14 protein-coding genes are annotated in these 17,276 nt (G+C 71.2%); 12 read left to right on the forward strand and 2 right to left on the reverse strand.

Features of this window, described 5'->3' with window-relative positions; all coding sequences use genetic code 11:
* Window positions 1–16: 16 nt before the first annotated feature.
* The 4 genes from IPN03_10810 to IPN03_10825 all read left to right on the forward strand — a co-directional run bounded on the left by IPN03_10810 (window position 17) and on the right by IPN03_10825 (window position 5,449).
* Window positions 17–1,339: a hypothetical protein gene (locus tag IPN03_10810; protein ID MBK9374193.1), complete on the forward strand. Its 1,323-nt coding sequence runs from the start codon at window positions 17–19 to the stop codon at window positions 1,337–1,339.
* Window positions 1,336–2,268, forward strand: coding sequence for a divergent polysaccharide deacetylase family protein (locus IPN03_10815; protein MBK9374194.1), 933 nt, complete (start codon window positions 1,336–1,338; stop codon window positions 2,266–2,268). Before IPN03_10810 ends, IPN03_10815 begins: the two co-directional genes overlap by 4 nt.
* 89 nt (window positions 2,269–2,357) lie before the next feature.
* A complete protein-coding gene (locus IPN03_10820; protein MBK9374195.1) occupies window positions 2,358–2,777 on the forward strand; it encodes a hypothetical protein in 420 nt (139 codons plus the stop codon).
* A 143-nt stretch (window positions 2,778–2,920) separates the two neighbouring features.
* Window positions 2,921–5,449, forward strand: coding sequence for a hypothetical protein (locus IPN03_10825; protein MBK9374196.1), 2,529 nt, complete (start codon window positions 2,921–2,923; stop codon window positions 5,447–5,449).
* Between the two features lie 65 nt (window positions 5,450–5,514).
* Here the strand turns inward: IPN03_10825 and IPN03_10830 are convergent, their stop codons facing one another.
* Together IPN03_10830 and mazG are read right to left on the reverse strand one after the other, a co-directional pair.
* Window positions 5,515–6,288 carry an amidinotransferase gene (locus tag IPN03_10830; GenBank protein MBK9374197.1) on the reverse strand — a complete coding sequence of 258 codons (774 nt, stop codon included), beginning with the start codon at window positions 6,286–6,288 and terminating at the stop codon, window positions 5,515–5,517.
* Complete coding sequence (gene mazG, locus IPN03_10835; GenBank protein MBK9374198.1) at window positions 6,285–7,115, reverse strand: nucleoside triphosphate pyrophosphohydrolase; 831 nt, start codon at window positions 7,113–7,115, stop codon at window positions 6,285–6,287. The genes IPN03_10830 and mazG overlap by 4 nt, the downstream gene beginning before the upstream one ends.
* Before the next feature lie 65 nt (window positions 7,116–7,180).
* Here mazG and IPN03_10840 point away from each other — a divergent pair, with 65 nt between their 5' ends.
* The 8 genes from IPN03_10840 (at window position 7,181) to IPN03_10875 (ending at window position 17,263) form a co-directional block, all read left to right on the forward strand.
* Complete coding sequence (locus IPN03_10840) at window positions 7,181–7,636, forward strand: DUF1844 domain-containing protein (protein MBK9374199.1); 456 nt, start codon at window positions 7,181–7,183, stop codon at window positions 7,634–7,636.
* 14 nt (window positions 7,637–7,650) lie between these two features.
* Window positions 7,651–9,555: a tetratricopeptide repeat protein gene (locus tag IPN03_10845; protein ID MBK9374200.1), complete on the forward strand. Its 1,905-nt coding sequence runs from the start codon at window positions 7,651–7,653 to the stop codon at window positions 9,553–9,555.
* A 4-nt stretch (window positions 9,556–9,559) separates the two neighbouring features.
* Window positions 9,560–10,858: a DUF4388 domain-containing protein gene (locus IPN03_10850; GenBank protein MBK9374201.1), complete on the forward strand. Its 1,299-nt coding sequence runs from the start codon at window positions 9,560–9,562 to the stop codon at window positions 10,856–10,858.
* Window positions 10,859–10,971: 113 nt separating this feature from the next.
* A complete protein-coding gene (dnaK, locus tag IPN03_10855; GenBank protein MBK9374202.1) occupies window positions 10,972–12,879 on the forward strand; it encodes a molecular chaperone DnaK in 1,908 nt (635 codons plus the stop codon).
* Window positions 12,880–12,892: 13 nt separating this feature from the next.
* Window positions 12,893–13,306: a MerR family transcriptional regulator gene (locus tag IPN03_10860; protein ID MBK9374203.1), complete on the forward strand. Its 414-nt coding sequence runs from the start codon at window positions 12,893–12,895 to the stop codon at window positions 13,304–13,306.
* A gap of 48 nt (window positions 13,307–13,354) precedes the next feature.
* Complete coding sequence (locus IPN03_10865; protein MBK9374204.1) at window positions 13,355–14,242, forward strand: sigma-70 family RNA polymerase sigma factor; 888 nt, start codon at window positions 13,355–13,357, stop codon at window positions 14,240–14,242.
* A gap of 32 nt (window positions 14,243–14,274) precedes the next feature.
* Window positions 14,275–14,994: an ATP-binding protein gene (locus tag IPN03_10870; protein MBK9374205.1), complete on the forward strand. Its 720-nt coding sequence runs from the start codon at window positions 14,275–14,277 to the stop codon at window positions 14,992–14,994.
* Between the two features lie 4 nt (window positions 14,995–14,998).
* Window positions 14,999–17,263 (forward strand): SpoIID/LytB domain-containing protein, encoded by a 2,265-nt coding sequence (locus tag IPN03_10875; protein MBK9374206.1) that lies wholly within the window; start codon window positions 14,999–15,001, stop codon window positions 17,261–17,263.
* Window positions 17,264–17,276 lie beyond the last annotated feature (13 nt).

Raw genomic sequence — 17,276 nt, forward strand, 5'->3', positions numbered from 1 at the left:
CCCGTATCATCGACCCGTGACGAAGTCCCGGATCGCCCCGTTCCTCGCCTCCCTCGCCCTCCTCGGAACGCTCTTCTTCGTCCTTCCCGGCCTCGGGGCGGACGAGAAAAAGGAAAAGGGGGGGAAAGACGGCCTCTACCGGCCGCTCGGCCTGTTCACCGAGGTCCTCTCCCTCGTGAGGGGAAACTACGTCGAGAAGGTGGAGGTCAAGCCGCTCCTGGCAGGGGCCTTCTCGGGGATGACCGAGGCGATGGACCCCTTCTCCGAATACGTCCCGCCGGAGAAGCTGGCCGCCTTCGAGGCGGCGCGGGCGGCGCGCGAGAAAGCCGACTACGTGGATTCGGGTCTCGTTCTGGCCCGGCGGGCCGGTTACCCGGTCGTCGTGACGGCCGTTCCCGGGAGCCCGGCTGCAGCCGCTGGCCTCGAGACGGACGACCTCGTCGAGAAGGTCGGGACCGTCTCCGCCCGAAGCCTCGCCCTCTGGGAGGTCGAGGCGGCGTTGTCGGGAAAGCCGGGTGGCCGGACCAGCATCCTCGTCGTGCGCGAGGCCAAGCCGCGGCGGCGAACCCTCGAGATCGTCCGGGCGTCCTGGACGCCTTCCCTCCCGGCGGCCGAAAGGGTCTCCGGGGAGCTCGTCGTCAAGGTGCCCGCATTCGGCCCGGGTTCGGCAGACGCCCTCGCCGGGATCCTCGCCCCGCTCGACCGGTCCAAGGCCCTCGTTCTCGACCTTCGCGGGAACGCGTTCGGGTCCTGGGACGAAGCGGCCCGCGCCGCGGCGCTCTTTGGTCCGCCCGGGCTGATCGGCGAGCTGAAGGGACGCAAGATCGCATCGAAGAGCTGGCGGGCGGAGGCCGGACAGCGGATGCACCAGGGCAGCCTCGTCCTCCTCGTCGACAGTGGCACCGGCGGTCCGGCCGAGCTCTTCGCCGCGGCGCTGCGCGAGGGCGCGTCAAAGGAGCTGGGGGTCGACGTGGCGGCCGCGGTGCGGCGCGAGGAGAAGAAGGCGGAGCAGGACCTCGAGGACCAGGCTCCTCCGACTCCGGTCCCTTCGTTCGACCGCAAGAAGCTGCGCGTGCGCGTCGTCGGTGAGCCGACGTTCGGCATGGGCCTCACGCAGGAGGTCGTTCGCCTCGCGAGCGGCGGCGCGCTGAAGATCACGGTCGGGAAGGTCCGGACCGCCGCGGGGCGCTCGCTCTCCCCGCGCGGGCTCGAGCCCGACGACCGCGTCTTCCACGTCCAGCCCGAGGAGGGAGCGGAGGGCAAGCCCCCCGATCCGTTCCTGGAGCGGGCCCTCAAGGTCGTCGCCGAGCTCCCCGCCACGCCCGCCGCCGCCTCGTGACCGCTCTGCGGGCGCGCCGGCGCGGCGGTTGCGGCCGGACGGTCGGCCTGCTCGCCGGCCTCGTCGTCCTCTTCGCGCTCGCTTCCGGTGCGCTCTGGTATCTCCGCTCGCGGCCGCCGGCGCCCGCGCCCGCGGTCGCCGGGGCCCCTCCGGCGACGGCCGTGCCGTCGCCGACCGTCGCGCCCCTGCCGGCGGCGACGCCGCGGCCCTCGTCGGTTCCGTCCGACTTCGAGCCGGCCCGGGGGTCGGGCCGCGGCGCGATCGCCGTCGTCATCGACGACGTCGGGAACGCCGACGGTTCGCTCGAACGGCTCGCGCGGCTGGACGGGCCGCTTGCCATCGCCGTCCTGCCCGGCGCGCCGCGAGCAAGGGAGGCCGCGGCGCTCGCGAAGCGCAAAGGATGGGACCTCCTCGTCCACCTGCCGATGGAGGGGGCGAGGGGCCCTGCCGAGCCGGAGACGATCTCTTCCGGCGACGAGGATGCGGAGATCGCCAGGCGCGTCGCGGCCGCGATCGACCGCGTGCCCGGGGCTTCCGGCCTGAACAACCACCAGGGGTCCCTCGCCACGGCCGATCGCCGCGTCGTCCGCGCGGTCCTCTCCGTCGTCCGCGAGCGCGGGCTCTTCTTCCTCGACTCGAGGACGTCGGCCGCAAGCGTCGCCGCCGAGGAGGCGCGCGCGCTGCGCCTGGCGACGATCCCGCGGGACGTCTTCCTCGACGACGCCCGGGCCGAGGCGGCGGCCGAAGGGGGCGCCCCCGAGGCCCTCGCGGCCGCCTGGTCGCGCTCGCTCGCTCTCGCTGCCTCGAAGGGGCACGCCGTCGTCATCGGGCACCCGAGCGCTTCGACGGTCGACTTCCTCGCCGCGAGCCTCCCGGCGCTCGACGGGCGCGGGGTCCTCCGCGTGAAGGTCTCGGAGCTCGTCGACTGACGGCGCGCGACGCGGTGCGCCGCCCGCGCCGGTGGCGGGCTATCATCGCCTCGCTCCGCTGCACGGAAGAGACGATGGGGGTTGTCGCGATGGACCTTTTCACCGACGTGGACGTGACCGCTGGACAGGCAGAGGCGATGGGACGGGCGATGCTCGCCGTGGCGCGAGCCGACGGCGCGGCCGACCCGCGCGAGGTGGCGCTCATCGAGGAGCTCGCCCCCGTCGACGCGACGGCATCCGACCCGACCTCGGCGGAGCTCGCCACCGCTTTTCCCGACGCGGCCGGCCGGGACCTCGTCCTGAAGTCGGCCCTGCTCGTCGCCCTCGTCGACGGCGACTACAGCGAAGCGGAGAAGGCCGTCGTGGCGTCCTACGCCGAAGCCTTCGGCGTCACGCCGGACCGCCTCGAGGAGCTCGCGAGCTCGGTCAAGGCCTACCTCATGGCTCCGCTCCTCTCCCTCGCCAACACCGGCGCCGTCGTGGAGGTCTCCCGCAAGCTCAAGGTCTGAACTTGGGGTCAGGTCTTGATTTTCTAATATAGAGACCGTCGTCCGGCGCCCGTTTCGGGTCGGGAGTTTCCGGCCGGGGAGTCGCTCCCGGCTCGCGGCGGGAACGCGTTCGCGAGATTTCCCCGCGCGTAGACTCTCCGTCCATGCGCGTCCGCTCGTTCCTCCCCGTGCTCTTCCTCTCCGCGCTCCTCGTCCCGTCGCCCGCACCTGCGGCGACCGCACCCTCTCCGTCGGAGTTCCTGAAGCTGTCCGTCGGTGCGGACAGGACGCTCGCCGACTGGGGCCAGATCGTGTCGTACTTCCGCGCCCTCGACGCCGCGTCGGACCGCGTGGAGGTGTCGACGATCGGCAGGTCGACGCTCGGCGAGGAGATGATCCTCGCGGCGATCTCCTCCCCGGAGAACCTCGCGGGCAAGGACCGGATCCGCGAGGTGGCGCGGCGCCTCGCCGACCCGCGGGGCCTCTCCGAGGCCGACGCGGCCGCGCTCGTGAAGGACGGGAAGGTCGTCCTCCTCGTCACGTGCGCCATCCACGCGAGCGAGATCGCGTCGACGCAGATGGCGATGGAGTGGGCCCACGCCCTCGCCACGGCTGAAGACGCGGAGACGAAGCGGCGCCTCTCGGAGGTCGTCCTCCTCCTCGTTCCGTCCCTGAACCCGGACGGGCAGAGGATGGAGACCGACTGGTACAGGAAGAACCTCGGAACGCGGTGGGAGGGGAGCCGGATGCCGTGGCTCTACCACCACTACACGGGACACGACAACAACCGTGACTTCACCCAGCTGACGCAGGTCGAGACGAAGGCGATCAGCCGCGTCCTCTACCACGACTGGTTCCCGCAGGTGTTCCTCGACGAGCACCAGATGGGGGCGAGCGGCCCGCGGATGTTCGTGCCGCCCTACGCCGAGCCGCTCGACCCCGACATCCACCCGCTCGTCATCCGCGAGGTGAACCTGATCGGGTCGCTCATGTCGATGCGGCTCGAGCAGAAGGGGAAGAGCGGCGTCATCTCGGGCTGGGCCTTCGACGCCTCCTGGCCGGGCGGCTCGAAGAACACGGCGTGGTGGAAGAACGTGACGGGAATCCTGACCGAGGTCGCGTCGGTCCGCGTGGCGACGCCGGTCGAAGTTCCGGCCACGGAGCTGCGGGGCGGGGGGAAGGGCCTCGTCAGCTACGGGACCCAGGTGAACTTCCCGAACCCCTGGCGCGGCGGGGAGTGGCGGCTGCGCGACATCATGGACTACGAGCGCATCGCCTCCGACGCGATCCTCGAGTACTGCGCGACGCACCGCCAGGACGTCCTCTCGAACATGCTCGCCCGGGCGCGGGACTCGATCGCCGCGGCGGCCCCGGGTGAGGCGTACCGGATTCCGATGGGGCAGCGCGATCCGGCGACCGCCCGGGCGCTGGCCGCGCTCCTCGTCGAGCACGGCGTCGACGTGAAGGCGGACTCATCGGGCGACGTCTGGGTCCCGCTCGCCCAGCCGTACGGCCGCTTCGTCCGGGAGATGCTCGAGCCGCAGCGTTTTCCCGAAGTGAAGCTCGTCCCGGGGAAGGACATCGTCGCTCCCTACGACGTCACCGCCTGGAGCCTGCCGCTTTCCATGGGTGTGACGGTCGAAAAGGGAGCGCTCCCGCAGGGGCTCCGGCCCTGGGGCGCCGTGGGGCCCGTGGAGGCGCCGCCGGCCGGCACGGTGGCGTTCGCCCTCGGACCCTCGAGCCCGGAGCGGTGGAAGGTCGTGGCCGAGGCGCGGAAGGGGGGCGCGGTGTCGTTCCTCCCGAAGGCCGAGGGAGCGTTCGCGGCCGGCACCGTGTTCCTCGACGCCGCCGCGGCGCGGGCCGCGGCCCGAGTCGCCGCGGATCTCGGCCTCGACCTCGCGCCGCTCGCGGCGCTCCCGGAGGGTGCGACGAAGCTCGGTGCCCCGCGGGTCGGCCTCTACAAGCCGTGGCTCGCGTCCATGGACGAGGGCTGGACCCGCTTTCTCCTGGAGCGCTACGGCTTCGCGCCGGTGACGCTCGACAACGCGGCGATCCGTGCCGGGAAGCTCGCGGGGAAGGTCGACGTCATCGTCCTTCCCGACGTCGACAGGGAGGTCCTCGCGACCGGGACGCCGAAACGTGAAGAGGGCGAGATGAGGTACTTCCCGGAGCCGCGCCCCGAGTACGCGGGCGGTCTCGGGAAAGAAGGCGCCTCCGCCCTCCGCGAGTTCGTCGTCGGGGGCGGAACGCTCGTCGCCCTCTCCTCCTCGTCGGAGTACCTGATCGAGGAGCTCCAGCTGCCCGTGCGCAACGTCCTCTCACGGGTCAAGCCCGAGGAGTTCCTCTGCCCCGGAAGCCTCGTGCGGATCGAGGTCGACTCCACGCACCCGGTCACGTTCGGCATGCCGGCGACGACGCCGGCGTTCCTGAACGAGCCGCTCGCCTTCCAGACCGCCATGCCCGGCGCCGAGATGACGCGCCGGGTCCTCGCGTCGTACCCCTCCGAGGCGCGCGACGTCCTCGTCTCCGGCTGGATCCGCGGGGAAGAGAAGCTCGCGCGCAACGCGGCGGCGGTCGCCCTGACCTACGGGAAGGGGAAGCTCGTCCTCCTCGGATTCAGGGCCCAGCACCGTGCGCAGACGAACGCGACGTTCCCGTTCCTCTTCAACGCGCTCGCCTGGTCGGTCATGTAGCCGGGGAGCACGCCTGATCAGAATAGAAAATCAAGACCTGACCCCATGCTCAGAGGACCCCATGCTCAGAACCGGAGGGAGAGGCAGCTGAGGCCTCCGTCGAGCTTCCGGAATTCCGACATGTCGAGGGGGACGGTCGGGAGGCCGAGGGCTCGGACGGCCGCCTCGAATCGGGGGAAGCCGGCTGCGAGGAGAACACGCCCGTTCACGAGAACGGCGTTGGCGGCGTACTCCTCGCCGGGAGATACCGGGAGCGGCGTCCAGCCGGCGAACTCGGGGCGGCGCGCGAGGGCGTCGGTCAGGGCGAGAGTCCGTCCCCCGAGCCAGGCGATGCCGCTCTTGAGGTGCAGGAGGCCGGTCTCCTCGCGAATGTCGACGAGTGTCGACCCGAGGCCGCGGGAGAGAAGGAGCGCGGCGAGCTGGCGCGCCCCTTCCTCGTTCGTCCTCTCCGAGACACCGATGAAGACGTGGTCCCCCGCCTCGCAGACATCGCCGCCGTCTAGGGTGCCGGGGGCCCTGATGGCCGCGGGGGCGGGAAAGAAGGATGCGATCGCCGGGCGTATCGCCTCGACCTCGCCGGCGCGGCTCGGTGCCCCCGGCCGGCAGAGAACGGCGAGGCCCCGTGCGAGGACGGCCGTGTCTTCGACGAACGTCGCGTCGGGGAAGCCCTCCTCCGGCGGCAGGGGCGTGATCGCGAGGCCGCATGATTCGAGGGCGTCGACGTACGCCGCGTGCTGGGCGAGGGCGAGGGCGAGGTCCGGCAGGCCGAGGCCCGCCGTCGTCAGCCCATCGGCGAAGTTCGCGGCGGGGGGACGGACGATCGCGCGGGCGAAGCTCACGGCGCCTCGTCCTTCTTGACGTCGTCCCACGTCCGGTCGAGCTCGTCGAGCGGCGTCCCGGCGACGTCGCGCCCGGAAGCCTTCACCCGGCGGGCGACCTCCTCGAACCGCCTCACGAACTTCGCGTTCGTCGCCTGCAGGGCTGCCTCCGGGTCGACGCCGTGGCGGCGGGCGACGTTGACGACGGTGAAGAGGATGTCGCCGATCTCGTGCGCGACAGACTCTTTCGTCGCCCCCTCTGCCAGGAGCTCGGCCTTGAACTCGGCCACCTCCTCGTCGAGCTTGGCGAGGACGTCTTCGTCGCGCTGCCAGTCGAATCCGAGGTCGGCGGCGCGGGAGGTGACCCGGACGGCTTTCAGGAGGGCGGGCAGCGCCCGCGGGACACCCGCGAAGGGGGAGGGCGTTTCCTCGCCGGCGGCCTTTCCGGCCCGCTCCTTCTCCTTCAGCGCCTCCCACTGGACGCGTACGGCTTCGGCGTCCTTCACGGCGCTGTCCCCGAAGACGTGCGGGTGACGGGCGACCATCTTCGCGTGGACGCGGCCGGCGAGGGATGCGAGGTCGAAAGCGCCCCGCTCGCGGCCGAGTTCGGCGAGGAAGACGATCTCGAAGAGAAGGTCGCCCAGCTCCCCCTCGAGCTCGCCGAGGTCCTCCCGCGCGAGCGCGTCGAGCGCTTCGTAGCACTCCTCCAGCAGGTATCCGGAAAGGTCGGCGAAGGTCTGCTTGCGGTCCCAGGGGCATTCCGCCCTCAGGCGCCCCATGAGGCGGACGAGCTCGGAGGCCGCCTCGCCGGCGGCCTCGGGGCGCGGGGATCTCGTCTCGGACGGCACGCGACCTCCTTCTGCGGGCGGCGGCGGAAGGTTCCCTTTAGAATGAAGCGCCCGAACGAGGCCTTATGTCAGAAGCTTCAAAGACGATCAAGGTCGTCGACCGCAGGATGTTTACCGCCGAGGGAGACCTGCGGGACGACGTGATGGAAGAGCTCGCGAAGGCGCCCCCGGCGCCGGAGACGCCGCCGGAGGGAGCCGCGCCGGCTCCACCACCCGCGGAGGTGGTGCCGAGCAGCCCCGCGTTCCTGCGCCTCCTCGACATGCTCGCGCAGACGGCGTCCCTGTACCTGCAGGGGATCCCGGACCCGGCCACCGGGCGCCGCTCGGTGGACCTCGCCGCCTCGCGGGAGATCATCGACTCGCTGGTGGCCCTGCGCGAGAAGACGCGGGGCAGGCTCTCCTTCGAGGAGACCGACGCGCTCGAAGGCCTTCTCGGAGAGCTCCAGCTGGTCTTCACGCGACTTGCCGCGCAGGCCAAGGGGGCGCCGGGAATGCCCCCTCCGCCACGGCCGAGGGGCTGACCCTGCGAAAGCCGATGCACCGCGCGCCGGGGCTCGGCCGTTCCAGCCGCGGGCTGCGCCGCGGCGCGCTCGCGCTGCTTCTCCTGCTTCTCGTCCTGGCGGCGCCCTCGCCGGCTCAGGTCCTCCAGGCGCCGGGAGAAGCCACCGAGACCACTTTCCGGCGCGAGGTGCGGGGACAGTGGTTCGCGTGGCTCGCCGCCCACGAGGAAGGCGATCCGCTCCTCGCCGCCCAGAAGGTCGAGGAGATCGTCCGTCACGCCCACAAGATCGGCCTGAAACGCCTCACCGATCTCTCCCTCGCGGCCACGCTGATGGCGCGCAGGGAGATGACACAGGGGAGCCTGGAGAAGGCCCGCTGGGCGCTCGACTCGGCGATCCGCCTCGACCCCGACCTGCCCGAGGCGCGCTGGTCCCGCGTCGCGCTGGCGCTGAAGACCGACAAGCTCGGCGCGCCGCGCGAGCTCCTGGGCGCGGTGAGGGCCGTTTCCGTCGATCTCGAGGGCCGGCGTGTCCTGGTCGTCCGCTCGGCGCTCCTCGTCGTCCTGACCCTGGCCGCCGTGGGCGCCGCCTTCGTGATCCTGCTCGTGGCGAGCGAGGCCCGGCGGCTGTTGCACGACCTGACGGAGCTCGCGGGGCGCTGGATCACGAGGCCGGCCGATACGGTCCTCGCGGCCGCGGTCCTCGTCCTGCCCCTCTACGTCGCCCTGGACGTCGGGTGGCTCCTCCTCTGGCTCTTCGTCCTCACGTTCGGGTACGCGGAGCGCTACGTGAAGTGGGCGGCCCTCGCCGGGCTCGTCCCCCTCATGCTCGTCGCGCCGGCGCTGGACCGCGCTGCCGTGAGGCTGGCCGTCTCGGCGTCCCCGGTCCTGCGCGGGGCCGAGGCGCTCGAGGAGAAACGCTACGACCAGAGGGTCCTCGACGACCTCGAGGCCGTGAAGAACCTGTTCCCCGAGGATGCCGACCTGCGGTTCCTCCTCGGCTGCCTCTACCAGCAGCTCGGCCAGAACGACCGCGCCGTGGCCGAGTACACGGTCGCCGCTCAGGTTTCGACGGTGGAGGTGCGGGCGCTGATCAACCGGGGGGACATCCGTTTCGTGGACGGCGACTTCGGCGCCGCCCAGGAGGACTTCCAGGAGGCTCTCCGCCGCGACCCGCGGGACGTGCGGGCGCGCTACAACCTCTCCCTCGTCTACGGCGAGACGTTCCGGACCGTGGAGGCGCAGGAAAAGCTCGCCGAGTCCCGCGCGCTCGACAACGCCCTCGTCACCCAGTTCCTCGACAGTCCCACGCTCGTGAAGGTCGTCTCCGTCGGCTACACGCCCCGGGAGGCGCTGGAGAAGGTCCGTGCCCTGCAGGGTGACTCCCGCAGCCGCCGCGTCCTCGGGCACTTCCACGTCGGGAGCGAAACGCGCACCTGGGCCGTGCCCTTCGCCGTCGCCATCCCGTTCGCCGTGGCCGCGGCCTTCGGGCTCGACGCCTTCCGGAGGAGGAGGCGCGGCTACGCCCTCGCATGCGACAAGTGCGGGCGGACGTTCTGCCGCCTCTGCAAGCCGCCCGGCGAAAGCGCGCTTCTCTGCTCGCAGTGCATTCACGTCTACCTCAGGAAGGACGGCGTCTCGATCGAGACCAAGCTCCAGAAGGTCGAGGAGGTCCGGCGCCGGCAGGGATTCGAAGGGCGCCTGCGAGGGGCGTTGAACCTGGTCCTCCCCGGCGGCGAGTTCCTCTTCCAGGGACGGGCCGGGAGGGCGGCGGCGATTCTCCTCCCCTTCTTCCTCGGACTCTTCGCGGCGGTCCTCCGCCAGGACCTCGCTCTGTCGCCCCGGCCCGGGGGCGGGCCGCTCTTCCTCGGGACCGTCCTCTGGGCGACGCTGGCGCTCGCGGCCTGGATCGTGGGTCAGCTCACGGCGAGAAGGGGGTGACGGCGTGGCTCTCGAAGGGACCCTCCACGACTTCGCCCTTCCCGACATCCTCCAGCTCATCTCGCTGCAGAAGAAGACGGGCCTCCTGACGCTTCGCGGCCCCGAAGACACCGTCCTCCTCGGGTTCGACTCCGGGGCGCTCGTCTCGGCGGAGTCGCAGGCCCGGCGTCTCGACACGCGCCTCGGGACCCTTCTCGTGAAGACGAGGAGCCTCGCGCCCGAATCCCTGACGAAGGCGCTCGAAATCCAGGGCCAGACACTCCAGCGCCTCGGGTTCATCCTCCTCAAGAACGGCTTCTGCGACGCGGACCAGCTGCGGGCCGGTCTCGACGCCCAGGTGAAGAAGATCGCCTACGGCCTCTTCCGGTGGACCGACGGCGAGTACGTCTTCGACCAGCAGGACCGGATCGACTACGACCACGAGTATTTCCGGCCGATCCAGGTGGAGAGCCTCCTGATGGAGGGGGCGAGGATGGTCGACGAGTGGCCGATCATCCAGAAGGTCGTCCGCTCGCCCGAGCTCGTCTACCAGCGCGTGGCGGTCGGGCAGAGGGTGGAGCCGGCCGAGGTTGCCGACGACGCCGAGGAGATCGGGGACGCGACGCTCTCGAAAGCGCGCGATCGGCGCGACGGGTCGATCCGGATCTCGAAGGCCGAGTGGTCGGTCTACGAGCTCGTCGACGGGCGAAGAACGATCAGCGACATCGTCGACCGGACGTTCCTCTCCGATTTCGAAGGTGCGAAGGCGTTCTACGACCTCTTGAGCCGGGGGCTCATCGAGGAATCCCGGAGGACCGGCGTCGTGGACGAGACCGGGAGCATCTCGATCGAGATCCCCTCGGTCAGCCGGCGGCTGCCCGTGGGCGCGATCGTCCTCGGCCTCGTCCTGCTCGCGGCGCTCCTGGCGAGCCTGCGCCTGCAGCCGCGAAATCCTGCGAACACCTTTACGGTGCCGCGGCGGCGCGTGGCGGCGGTCGAGGGGTTCCAGAAGGCCGTCTCCCTGACCCGTCTTCGGCGACTGTCCGAGGCGATCGACGCCTACTACCTCACGCAGGGACGTTTCCCCGAATCTCCCGCGGCGATCGCGTCATCGGGTCTCCTGCCCCCCCGCGACCTCGACGACCCCTGGGGGCGACCCTACCGGTACATCCTCCAGAACGACACCGGGAAGTACTACCTCGCCGGGTTCGATGCGGAAGGGAAGACCGACACCGACCTCTTCTTCGCCCACGCCGCCCAGGGAACGGGGGCGGCCGGGGAGGTCCACACGAGCGGGAAGAAGGAAATCATTATTCTTAAATAGTTTGCGGAAAGTCTTCGCCGTTGATGAAGATTTCTGTAATCGACGACTTGACAATGTCGCGCTAATATTCTAGATTCCTCCCCGGGCCCGGTCAGGGTCCGGAGGGAATCAGGATGAGCAAGATCATCGGCATCGACCTCGGGACGACGAACAGCGTCGTCGCAGTTCTCGAGGGGGGCTCGGCGGAGGTCATCGCCAACTCCGAGGGAGGGCGGACCACCCCGTCCGTCGTGGCCGTCACGAAGTCGGGCGAGCGGCTCGTCGGGCAGGTCGCCAAGCGGCAGGGCGTCACGAATCCGGAGAACACCGTCTACTCGATCAAGCGGTTCATGGGCCGCCGCTTCGACGAGGTCAACGAAGAGATGAAGATGGTCCCCTACAAGGTCGTCCGGTCGGCCAACGGGGACGCTCGCGTGATCCAGGGCGGCAAGGAGATGTCGCCCCCGGAGATCTCCGCCCAGATTCTCACGAAGCTCAAGGAGGCCGCGGAGGCCCACCTCGGCGAGAAGGTGGACCGGGCGGTCATCACCGTCCCGGCCTACTTCAACGACGCCCAGCGCCAGGCGACCAAGGACGCCGGCCAGATCGCCGGCCTGAAGGTCGAGCGGCTCGTGAACGAGCCGACCGCCGCGGCCCTCGCCTACGGGCTCGACAAGAAGAACAACGAGACGATCGCCGTCTACGACTTCGGCGGCGGCACGTTCGACATCTCGATCCTCGAGGTGGGAGAGGGCGTCGTCGAGGTCAAGTCGACGAACGGCGACACGCACCTCGGCGGCGACAACATCGACCAGCGGATCGTCGACTGGCTTCTCGCCGAGTTCCGGAAGGACCAGGGGATCGACCTCGGCAAGGACCCGATGGCGACGCAGCGCCTGAAGGAAGCCGCCGAGAAGGCCAAGATCGAGCTCTCGACGACGATCGAGTCCGAGATCAACCTGCCGTTCATCACGGCCGACGCCTCGGGGCCGAAGCACCTGAGCCTGAAGCTCACGCGGGCCAAGCTCGAGCAGATGGTCGACGACCTGATCCAGCGCTCCGTCGGCCCGTGCCGGCAGGCGCTGAAGGACGCCGGCCTCGAGGCGAAGCAGATCGACGAGGTCGTCCTCGTGGGCGGCCAGACGCGGATGCCGAAGATCCAGCAGGTCGTGAAGGACTTCTTCGGCAAGGAGCCGCACAAGGGGGTCAACCCCGACGAGGTCGTCGCCATCGGCGCCGCGCTCCAGGGCGGGGTCCTCGCGGGCGACGTGAAGGACCTCCTCCTCCTCGACGTCACGCCGCTCTCCCTCGGCGTCGAGACGCTCGGCGGCGTCATGACGAAGCTCATCGAGCGGAACACGACGATTCCCGTGAAGAAGAGCGAGGTCTTCTCGACGGCGGCCGACGGCCAGACCTCGGTGGAGATCAAGGTCCTCCAGGGCGAGCGCGAGATGGCGGGGGACAACAAGCTCCTCGGTCTCTTCTCCCTCGTCGGGATCCCGCCCGCCCCGCGCGGGATGCCGCAGATCGAGGTGACGTTCGACATCGACGCGAACGGCATCCTCCACGTCACCGCGAAGGACCGCGGCACGGGCAAGGAGCAGAAGATCACGATCACCTCCTCCTCGGGCCTCGCCAAGGACGAGGTCGAGAAGGCGGTCAAGGAAGCCCAGTCGCACGGCGCGGAGGACAAGAAGCGGCGCGAGGCCGTCGAGGCGAAGAACCAGCTCGACTCGATCGTCTACGCGACGGAGAAGCTCCTCGCCGAGAACGCCGACAAGGTGCCCGCGGAGGACAAGACCGCCATCGAGGCGGCCGTGGCCGACGCGAAGAAGGTCCTCGAGACGAAGGCCGACGACGCCGACGCCCTGCGCAAGGCGGCGCAGGAGGTCCAGAAGGCGAGCTACAAGGTGGCCGAGGCGCTCTACAAGAACGCTCCGGCCCCGGAGTCGGGAACGGACCCGGCCGGGACGGCGTCCCAGGGTGGCGCGAGGCCGGCGGACGACGTGATCGACGCCGAGGTCGTCGACGAGAAGAAGTGACGTCGTGACGGGGGTGCGCGACGGATCCGGCCGCGGGAAGGCGCGGCGCGACGACTTCGTCCTCATCGGCGTCGTCGCCGACCGCTTCGGCGTCCACCCGCAGACGCTTCGCCTCTACGAGCGGGAGGGCCTCATCTGCCCTCCCCGCTCGTCGGGTAACACGCGGCTCTACGACCGCGAAACCGTCGAGCGGCTCGAGATCATCCTGACCCTGACGCGGGACCTCGGCGTGAACCTCGCCGGCGTGGAAGTCATCCTCGACCTGCGCGCACGGCTCTCCCGCATGGAAGGCGAGGTGGAGAGGCTGATGGACGCCTTCCGCTCCGTGGCGGCCGAGCACGCCTCCCGGGCGGCGGGGCGGCCCACCCCGCCGCAGAACGCCCTGGCGCTGCGCCCGGGGGCGCCGCTCGCCCGCCGCCCCGTCTAGGGGACGGGCCTGCACGCCGGCCGCCTGCCGGGATACGATGCACTCCAAGTGAACCGCAGGCGGACCGACGACGATTCGGGTCTTCTCCGGAGGTATCTCGAGGAGATCTCGAAGTACCAGCCTGTTCCGGCAGAGCGCGAGAAGGAGCTCGCCCGGATCATCCAGGATCGATGCGCGTCCGAAGGCAAGCGGAAAGAGGCGCTCGACGAGCTCGTGCGGGCGAATCTGCGTTTCGTCGTCTACCACGCCAAGGGATTCCACTCCCCCGACGTCCCGTTCATCGACCTGATCAACGAGGGCAACATCGGCCTGATCCAGGCCGCCAAGAGGTTCGACGCGAACCGCGGGGTCAAGTTCATCACCTACGCCGTCTGGTGGGTGAGGCAGGCCATCTCCCACGCGCTCGCCGAGCAGGCGGGGACGATCCGCATCCCTCACAAGCAGGCGGCCCACCAGCTGAAGGCGGTCCGCGCGCGGGCCGAGCTCCAGCGCGAGCTCGGCCGTGACCCGACCCACGAGGAGATTGCCGAGCGGACCGGCCTCGAGCCGGCCACGGTGGAGACACTCCTCGCGGTCTCGCGCACGGCCGAGTCCCTCTCCCAGGGAGTCGGCAACGACGAGCAGGAGCGGACGCTCGAGGACGTCCTCGAGCAGACGATGGTCGCCGCGGCCGACGACGACATGCTGCGTCGCGCGACGGTCGACCAGGCCCGGGAGATCCTGGGCGACCTGAAGCCGAAGGAGCGGGCGGTCCTCTGCCGCCGCTTCGGGATCCCGGAGGACGGGAGCGACGGTGAGCGGGAGCCGATGACCCTGCAGGAGATCGGCGCCGAGCTGAGCCTCTCGCGCGAGAGAGTCCGCCAGATCGAGGCCCAGGCGCTCCAGAGGCTCCGGCGCGGCACCAAGGCGCGCCGCCTCATGGCCGTCTTCCGCTGACGCCGCGCGCTTCGACCCCTACAATCGGCCGCGTGAGCGAGTCCGTCGAGACCGAGAAGTGCGCCCTCTGCCAGGGCTTCGGGAGGCTCGAACGCCCGAACGGCACCACCGTTCCCTGCGAGTGCCGGGCCGGAGAGATGGCCGAGGCGCGCCGGAGCGCCGCCCGGATCCCCGAGCGCTACCGGAACTGCCGGCTCAAGAATTTCGGGGACCTCCAGAACGACTCGTTGAAGAAGGCCAAGGCGATCGCGAAGCGTTTCGTCGACCACTGGCCGGCCGTCGACGCCGGCCTCCTCATCTCGGGTCCCGTAGGCGTCGGCAAGACGCACCTCGCCGTGGCCATCCTGAACGAGCTCGTCGACGCGAAAGGGGCGACCGCCCTGTTCTGCGACTTCTCCGACCTGCTCGACCGGATCCAGGCGAGCTTCGGGAAGGGGAGCGACGAGAACCAGGACGACATCGTCGCCCCGTACCGCGACGCGAACCTGCTCGTCCTCGACGAGCTCGGTGCGCGACGCCCCTCCGACTGGGTGCGGGAGATCCTCTACGGACTCCTGAACACGCGCTACAACCGGGGCCGGATCACGATCCTGACGACGAACTTCGGCGACGAGCCGGACGGGCGGGGCACGGAAACGCTCGAGATGCGCGTCGGTCCGCCGGTGAGGAGCCGCCTCTACGAGATGTGCCAGCTCGTCGTCATCGAGGCCGAGGACTTCCGCAAGAAGCACCGTGCGAAGGCGATCGGGTGAGCGCGTGAGGCGCGGCCCCGCAGCCGCCTTCCTGGCGGTCGCGCTCCTCCCCGCCTGCGCGCCGAGGCCGGCGCCGGTCACGGGCCGCCCTCCCGTGGAGACGCCCGCGCCCTCTCCGACCCCCACTCCGGCGCCGGCGCTCGCCCCGGCCCCCGTCCTCAGGGAGATCCCCGAGCCGCGACTCGACATCGGCGTCGCCGTGGACCGCGCCGAGTACCTGCTCCCCTCGGGCGACTGGATCGTCCGATCGGGAGCCGGGGCCCGGCGGCATCTCGGATCCCTCGCGATCCGGCCCGCGGCGGCCGCCGGTCCTGCCGCGGTGCCCGCCTTCCAGATCCAGGCGGGCTCATTCGCCCGGCGGGACCTCGCCGAGGCCGAGGCCGTGCGTCTCGGAGCCCTCCTCGCGCTCCCGGCGCTCGCGGCCGAGACGGGAGGGCGATGGGGAGTCCGGCTCGGCGAGCCAGGCGGCCGGGCGGCCCTGCAGCCTCTCCTGTCGCGCGTCCGGCGCGACGCCGTGCCCGATGCGTTTCTCGTCGGTCTTCCGGTTCCCGGAGCACCGGCCCGGACCCTCCTCGTCGTGGGCCCGGCCGGGGTGCAGGAGGTTCCTTCGCCCCTCGAGCTGCAGGCGGCGGACGGCTCGCTCCTCCCGGTGAACGACGCCCGCTATCGCGGCAACGTGCTCCTCGTCGCGACGCCGCGGGGAACGCTCCACGTCGTCAACCGGGTCGGCCTGGAGGAGTACCTCCTCGGCGTCGTCCCGCTCGAGATGGGGCCGCGCGTCTACGACGAGATCGAGGCCCTGAAAGCGCAGGCCGTCGCGGCGCGAACCTACGCCGTCAAGCGGCGCGGCGACTTCTCGGCCGAGGGCTACGACCTCTGCGCGACGGCCCGGTGCCAGGTCTACGGCGGCGCCACGGCCGAGCAGCCCCTCTCGAGCCAGGCGGTGAGCGCCACCGCCGGTCAGGTCCTCCTCTTCGCCGGGGCCCCCGCCGACACCCTTTTCACCTCGACGTGCGGAGGGCGGACCGAAGACGCACGGAACGTCTTCCCCTCGTACTCGCAGGCCGCGTTCCCCTACCTCCGGTCGGTGTCCTGCGCCGGGGAGGAGAAGCTTCCGATCGCGACGACGGCGCGCGCGCCGGCCCACGCCAACGCGCTCGGCGCGCTCGCGCTCAGGGGCCGCGCGCTGCTCCATGCGGCCGGGCGCCACGGGACCTCGTGGCCCGACCTTAAGTCCGCCCGCGCGCTCCTGACGGCGCGCCTCGGGCGGACCGCCGGCGCCCCGCCGCGGACGCTCGCCCCCGAGGCGGTCTACGCGAACCTCGCCGGGCTTCTCGGCGACGACGCGCTGCTGACCGAAGAGTCCGAACGCACCGCGGCGCCCCCGGCGTGGAGCGACGAGGCGCGTCGCGTCCACGCGGCGCTCGTTCGCTTCCAGATCGGTGGCCCGACACCGCTACCGACGACGCGCCCCTTCTCCGCCGAGGAGGCCGCGGGTCTCTGGGCCTCGCTTCTCCTGCGGGCCGGCGGACTCGAAGAAGTCGAGGGGCGGCTCGTCGCCGCGCCCGCCGGAAAGCTCGTCGTGAAGACTTCGAAGGGGCGCGAGGAGGAGACCCTTCCGGCCGACCCGCTCCTCTTCCGGGGCGGCGGCGAGGCGTGGACGCAGGTCGACGCGCTCGCGCCCTCGCCCGGAGACCGCGTGCGGCTCGTCCTGAGGGACGGGACGGTGATCGCCGTCGCGGCCGTCGTCCCTGCGGCGGAGGGAATCTACGAACGGGAGTCGTCGTGGATCCACTGGGTGCGGCGATTCACGGGCGCCGAGCTGATGGGAAAGCTCCTCGAGCGCGACGCCTCGAGGAAGGGGAGTGTCGTGAGGCGGCTCGACGTCCTCGCGCGAGGGACCTCCGGCCGCGCGGCGAAGGTCATGGTCACGACCGACCGCGAGGCGTTCGACCTCTCGGGCCTCGAGGTGCGGTTCGCCCTCGGCATCCCCGAGACGCTCTTTACGCTCGTCACCGGAAAGGACGAGACGGGAGCGCCCGTCCACACGTTCTTCGGCCGCGGCTGGGGGCACGGCGTCGGCCTCTGCCAGACGGGGACGTTCGGGATGGCGCTGGCCGGCCGGACACACGGCGAGATCCTCGCGGCCTACTACCCCGGGACCGTCCTCGGGCCCTGGCCCGTGCCCGCGCAGGTCCCCGAGCCAGGGCCGGGCGCGGCTCCGAGCCTGGCGCCAGCGCCGCCCGTCCCCGCCGGCGTGCCGCGCTAACGCGGTGTGCCGG

This window comes from Holophagales bacterium, from assembly GCA_016719485.1.
In the GTDB taxonomy this organism is placed as follows: domain Bacteria; phylum Acidobacteriota; class Thermoanaerobaculia; order UBA5066; family UBA5066; genus UBA5066.

Excerpts from the sequence above, each read along its gene's own strand:
- IPN03_10840 (MBK9374199.1), top strand. The coding sequence starts at position 7,181 with ATGTCAGAAGCTTCAAAGACGATCAAGGTCGTCGACCGCAGGATGTTT.
- IPN03_10845 (MBK9374200.1), top strand. The coding sequence starts at position 7,651 with ATGCACCGCGCGCCGGGGCTCGGCCGTTCCAGCCGCGGGCTGCGCCGC.
- IPN03_10820 (MBK9374195.1), top strand. The coding sequence starts at position 2,358 with ATGGACCTTTTCACCGACGTGGACGTGACCGCTGGACAGGCAGAGGCG.
- IPN03_10825 (MBK9374196.1), top strand. The coding sequence starts at position 2,921 with ATGCGCGTCCGCTCGTTCCTCCCCGTGCTCTTCCTCTCCGCGCTCCTC.
- dnaK (MBK9374202.1), top strand. The coding sequence starts at position 10,972 with ATGAGCAAGATCATCGGCATCGACCTCGGGACGACGAACAGCGTCGTC.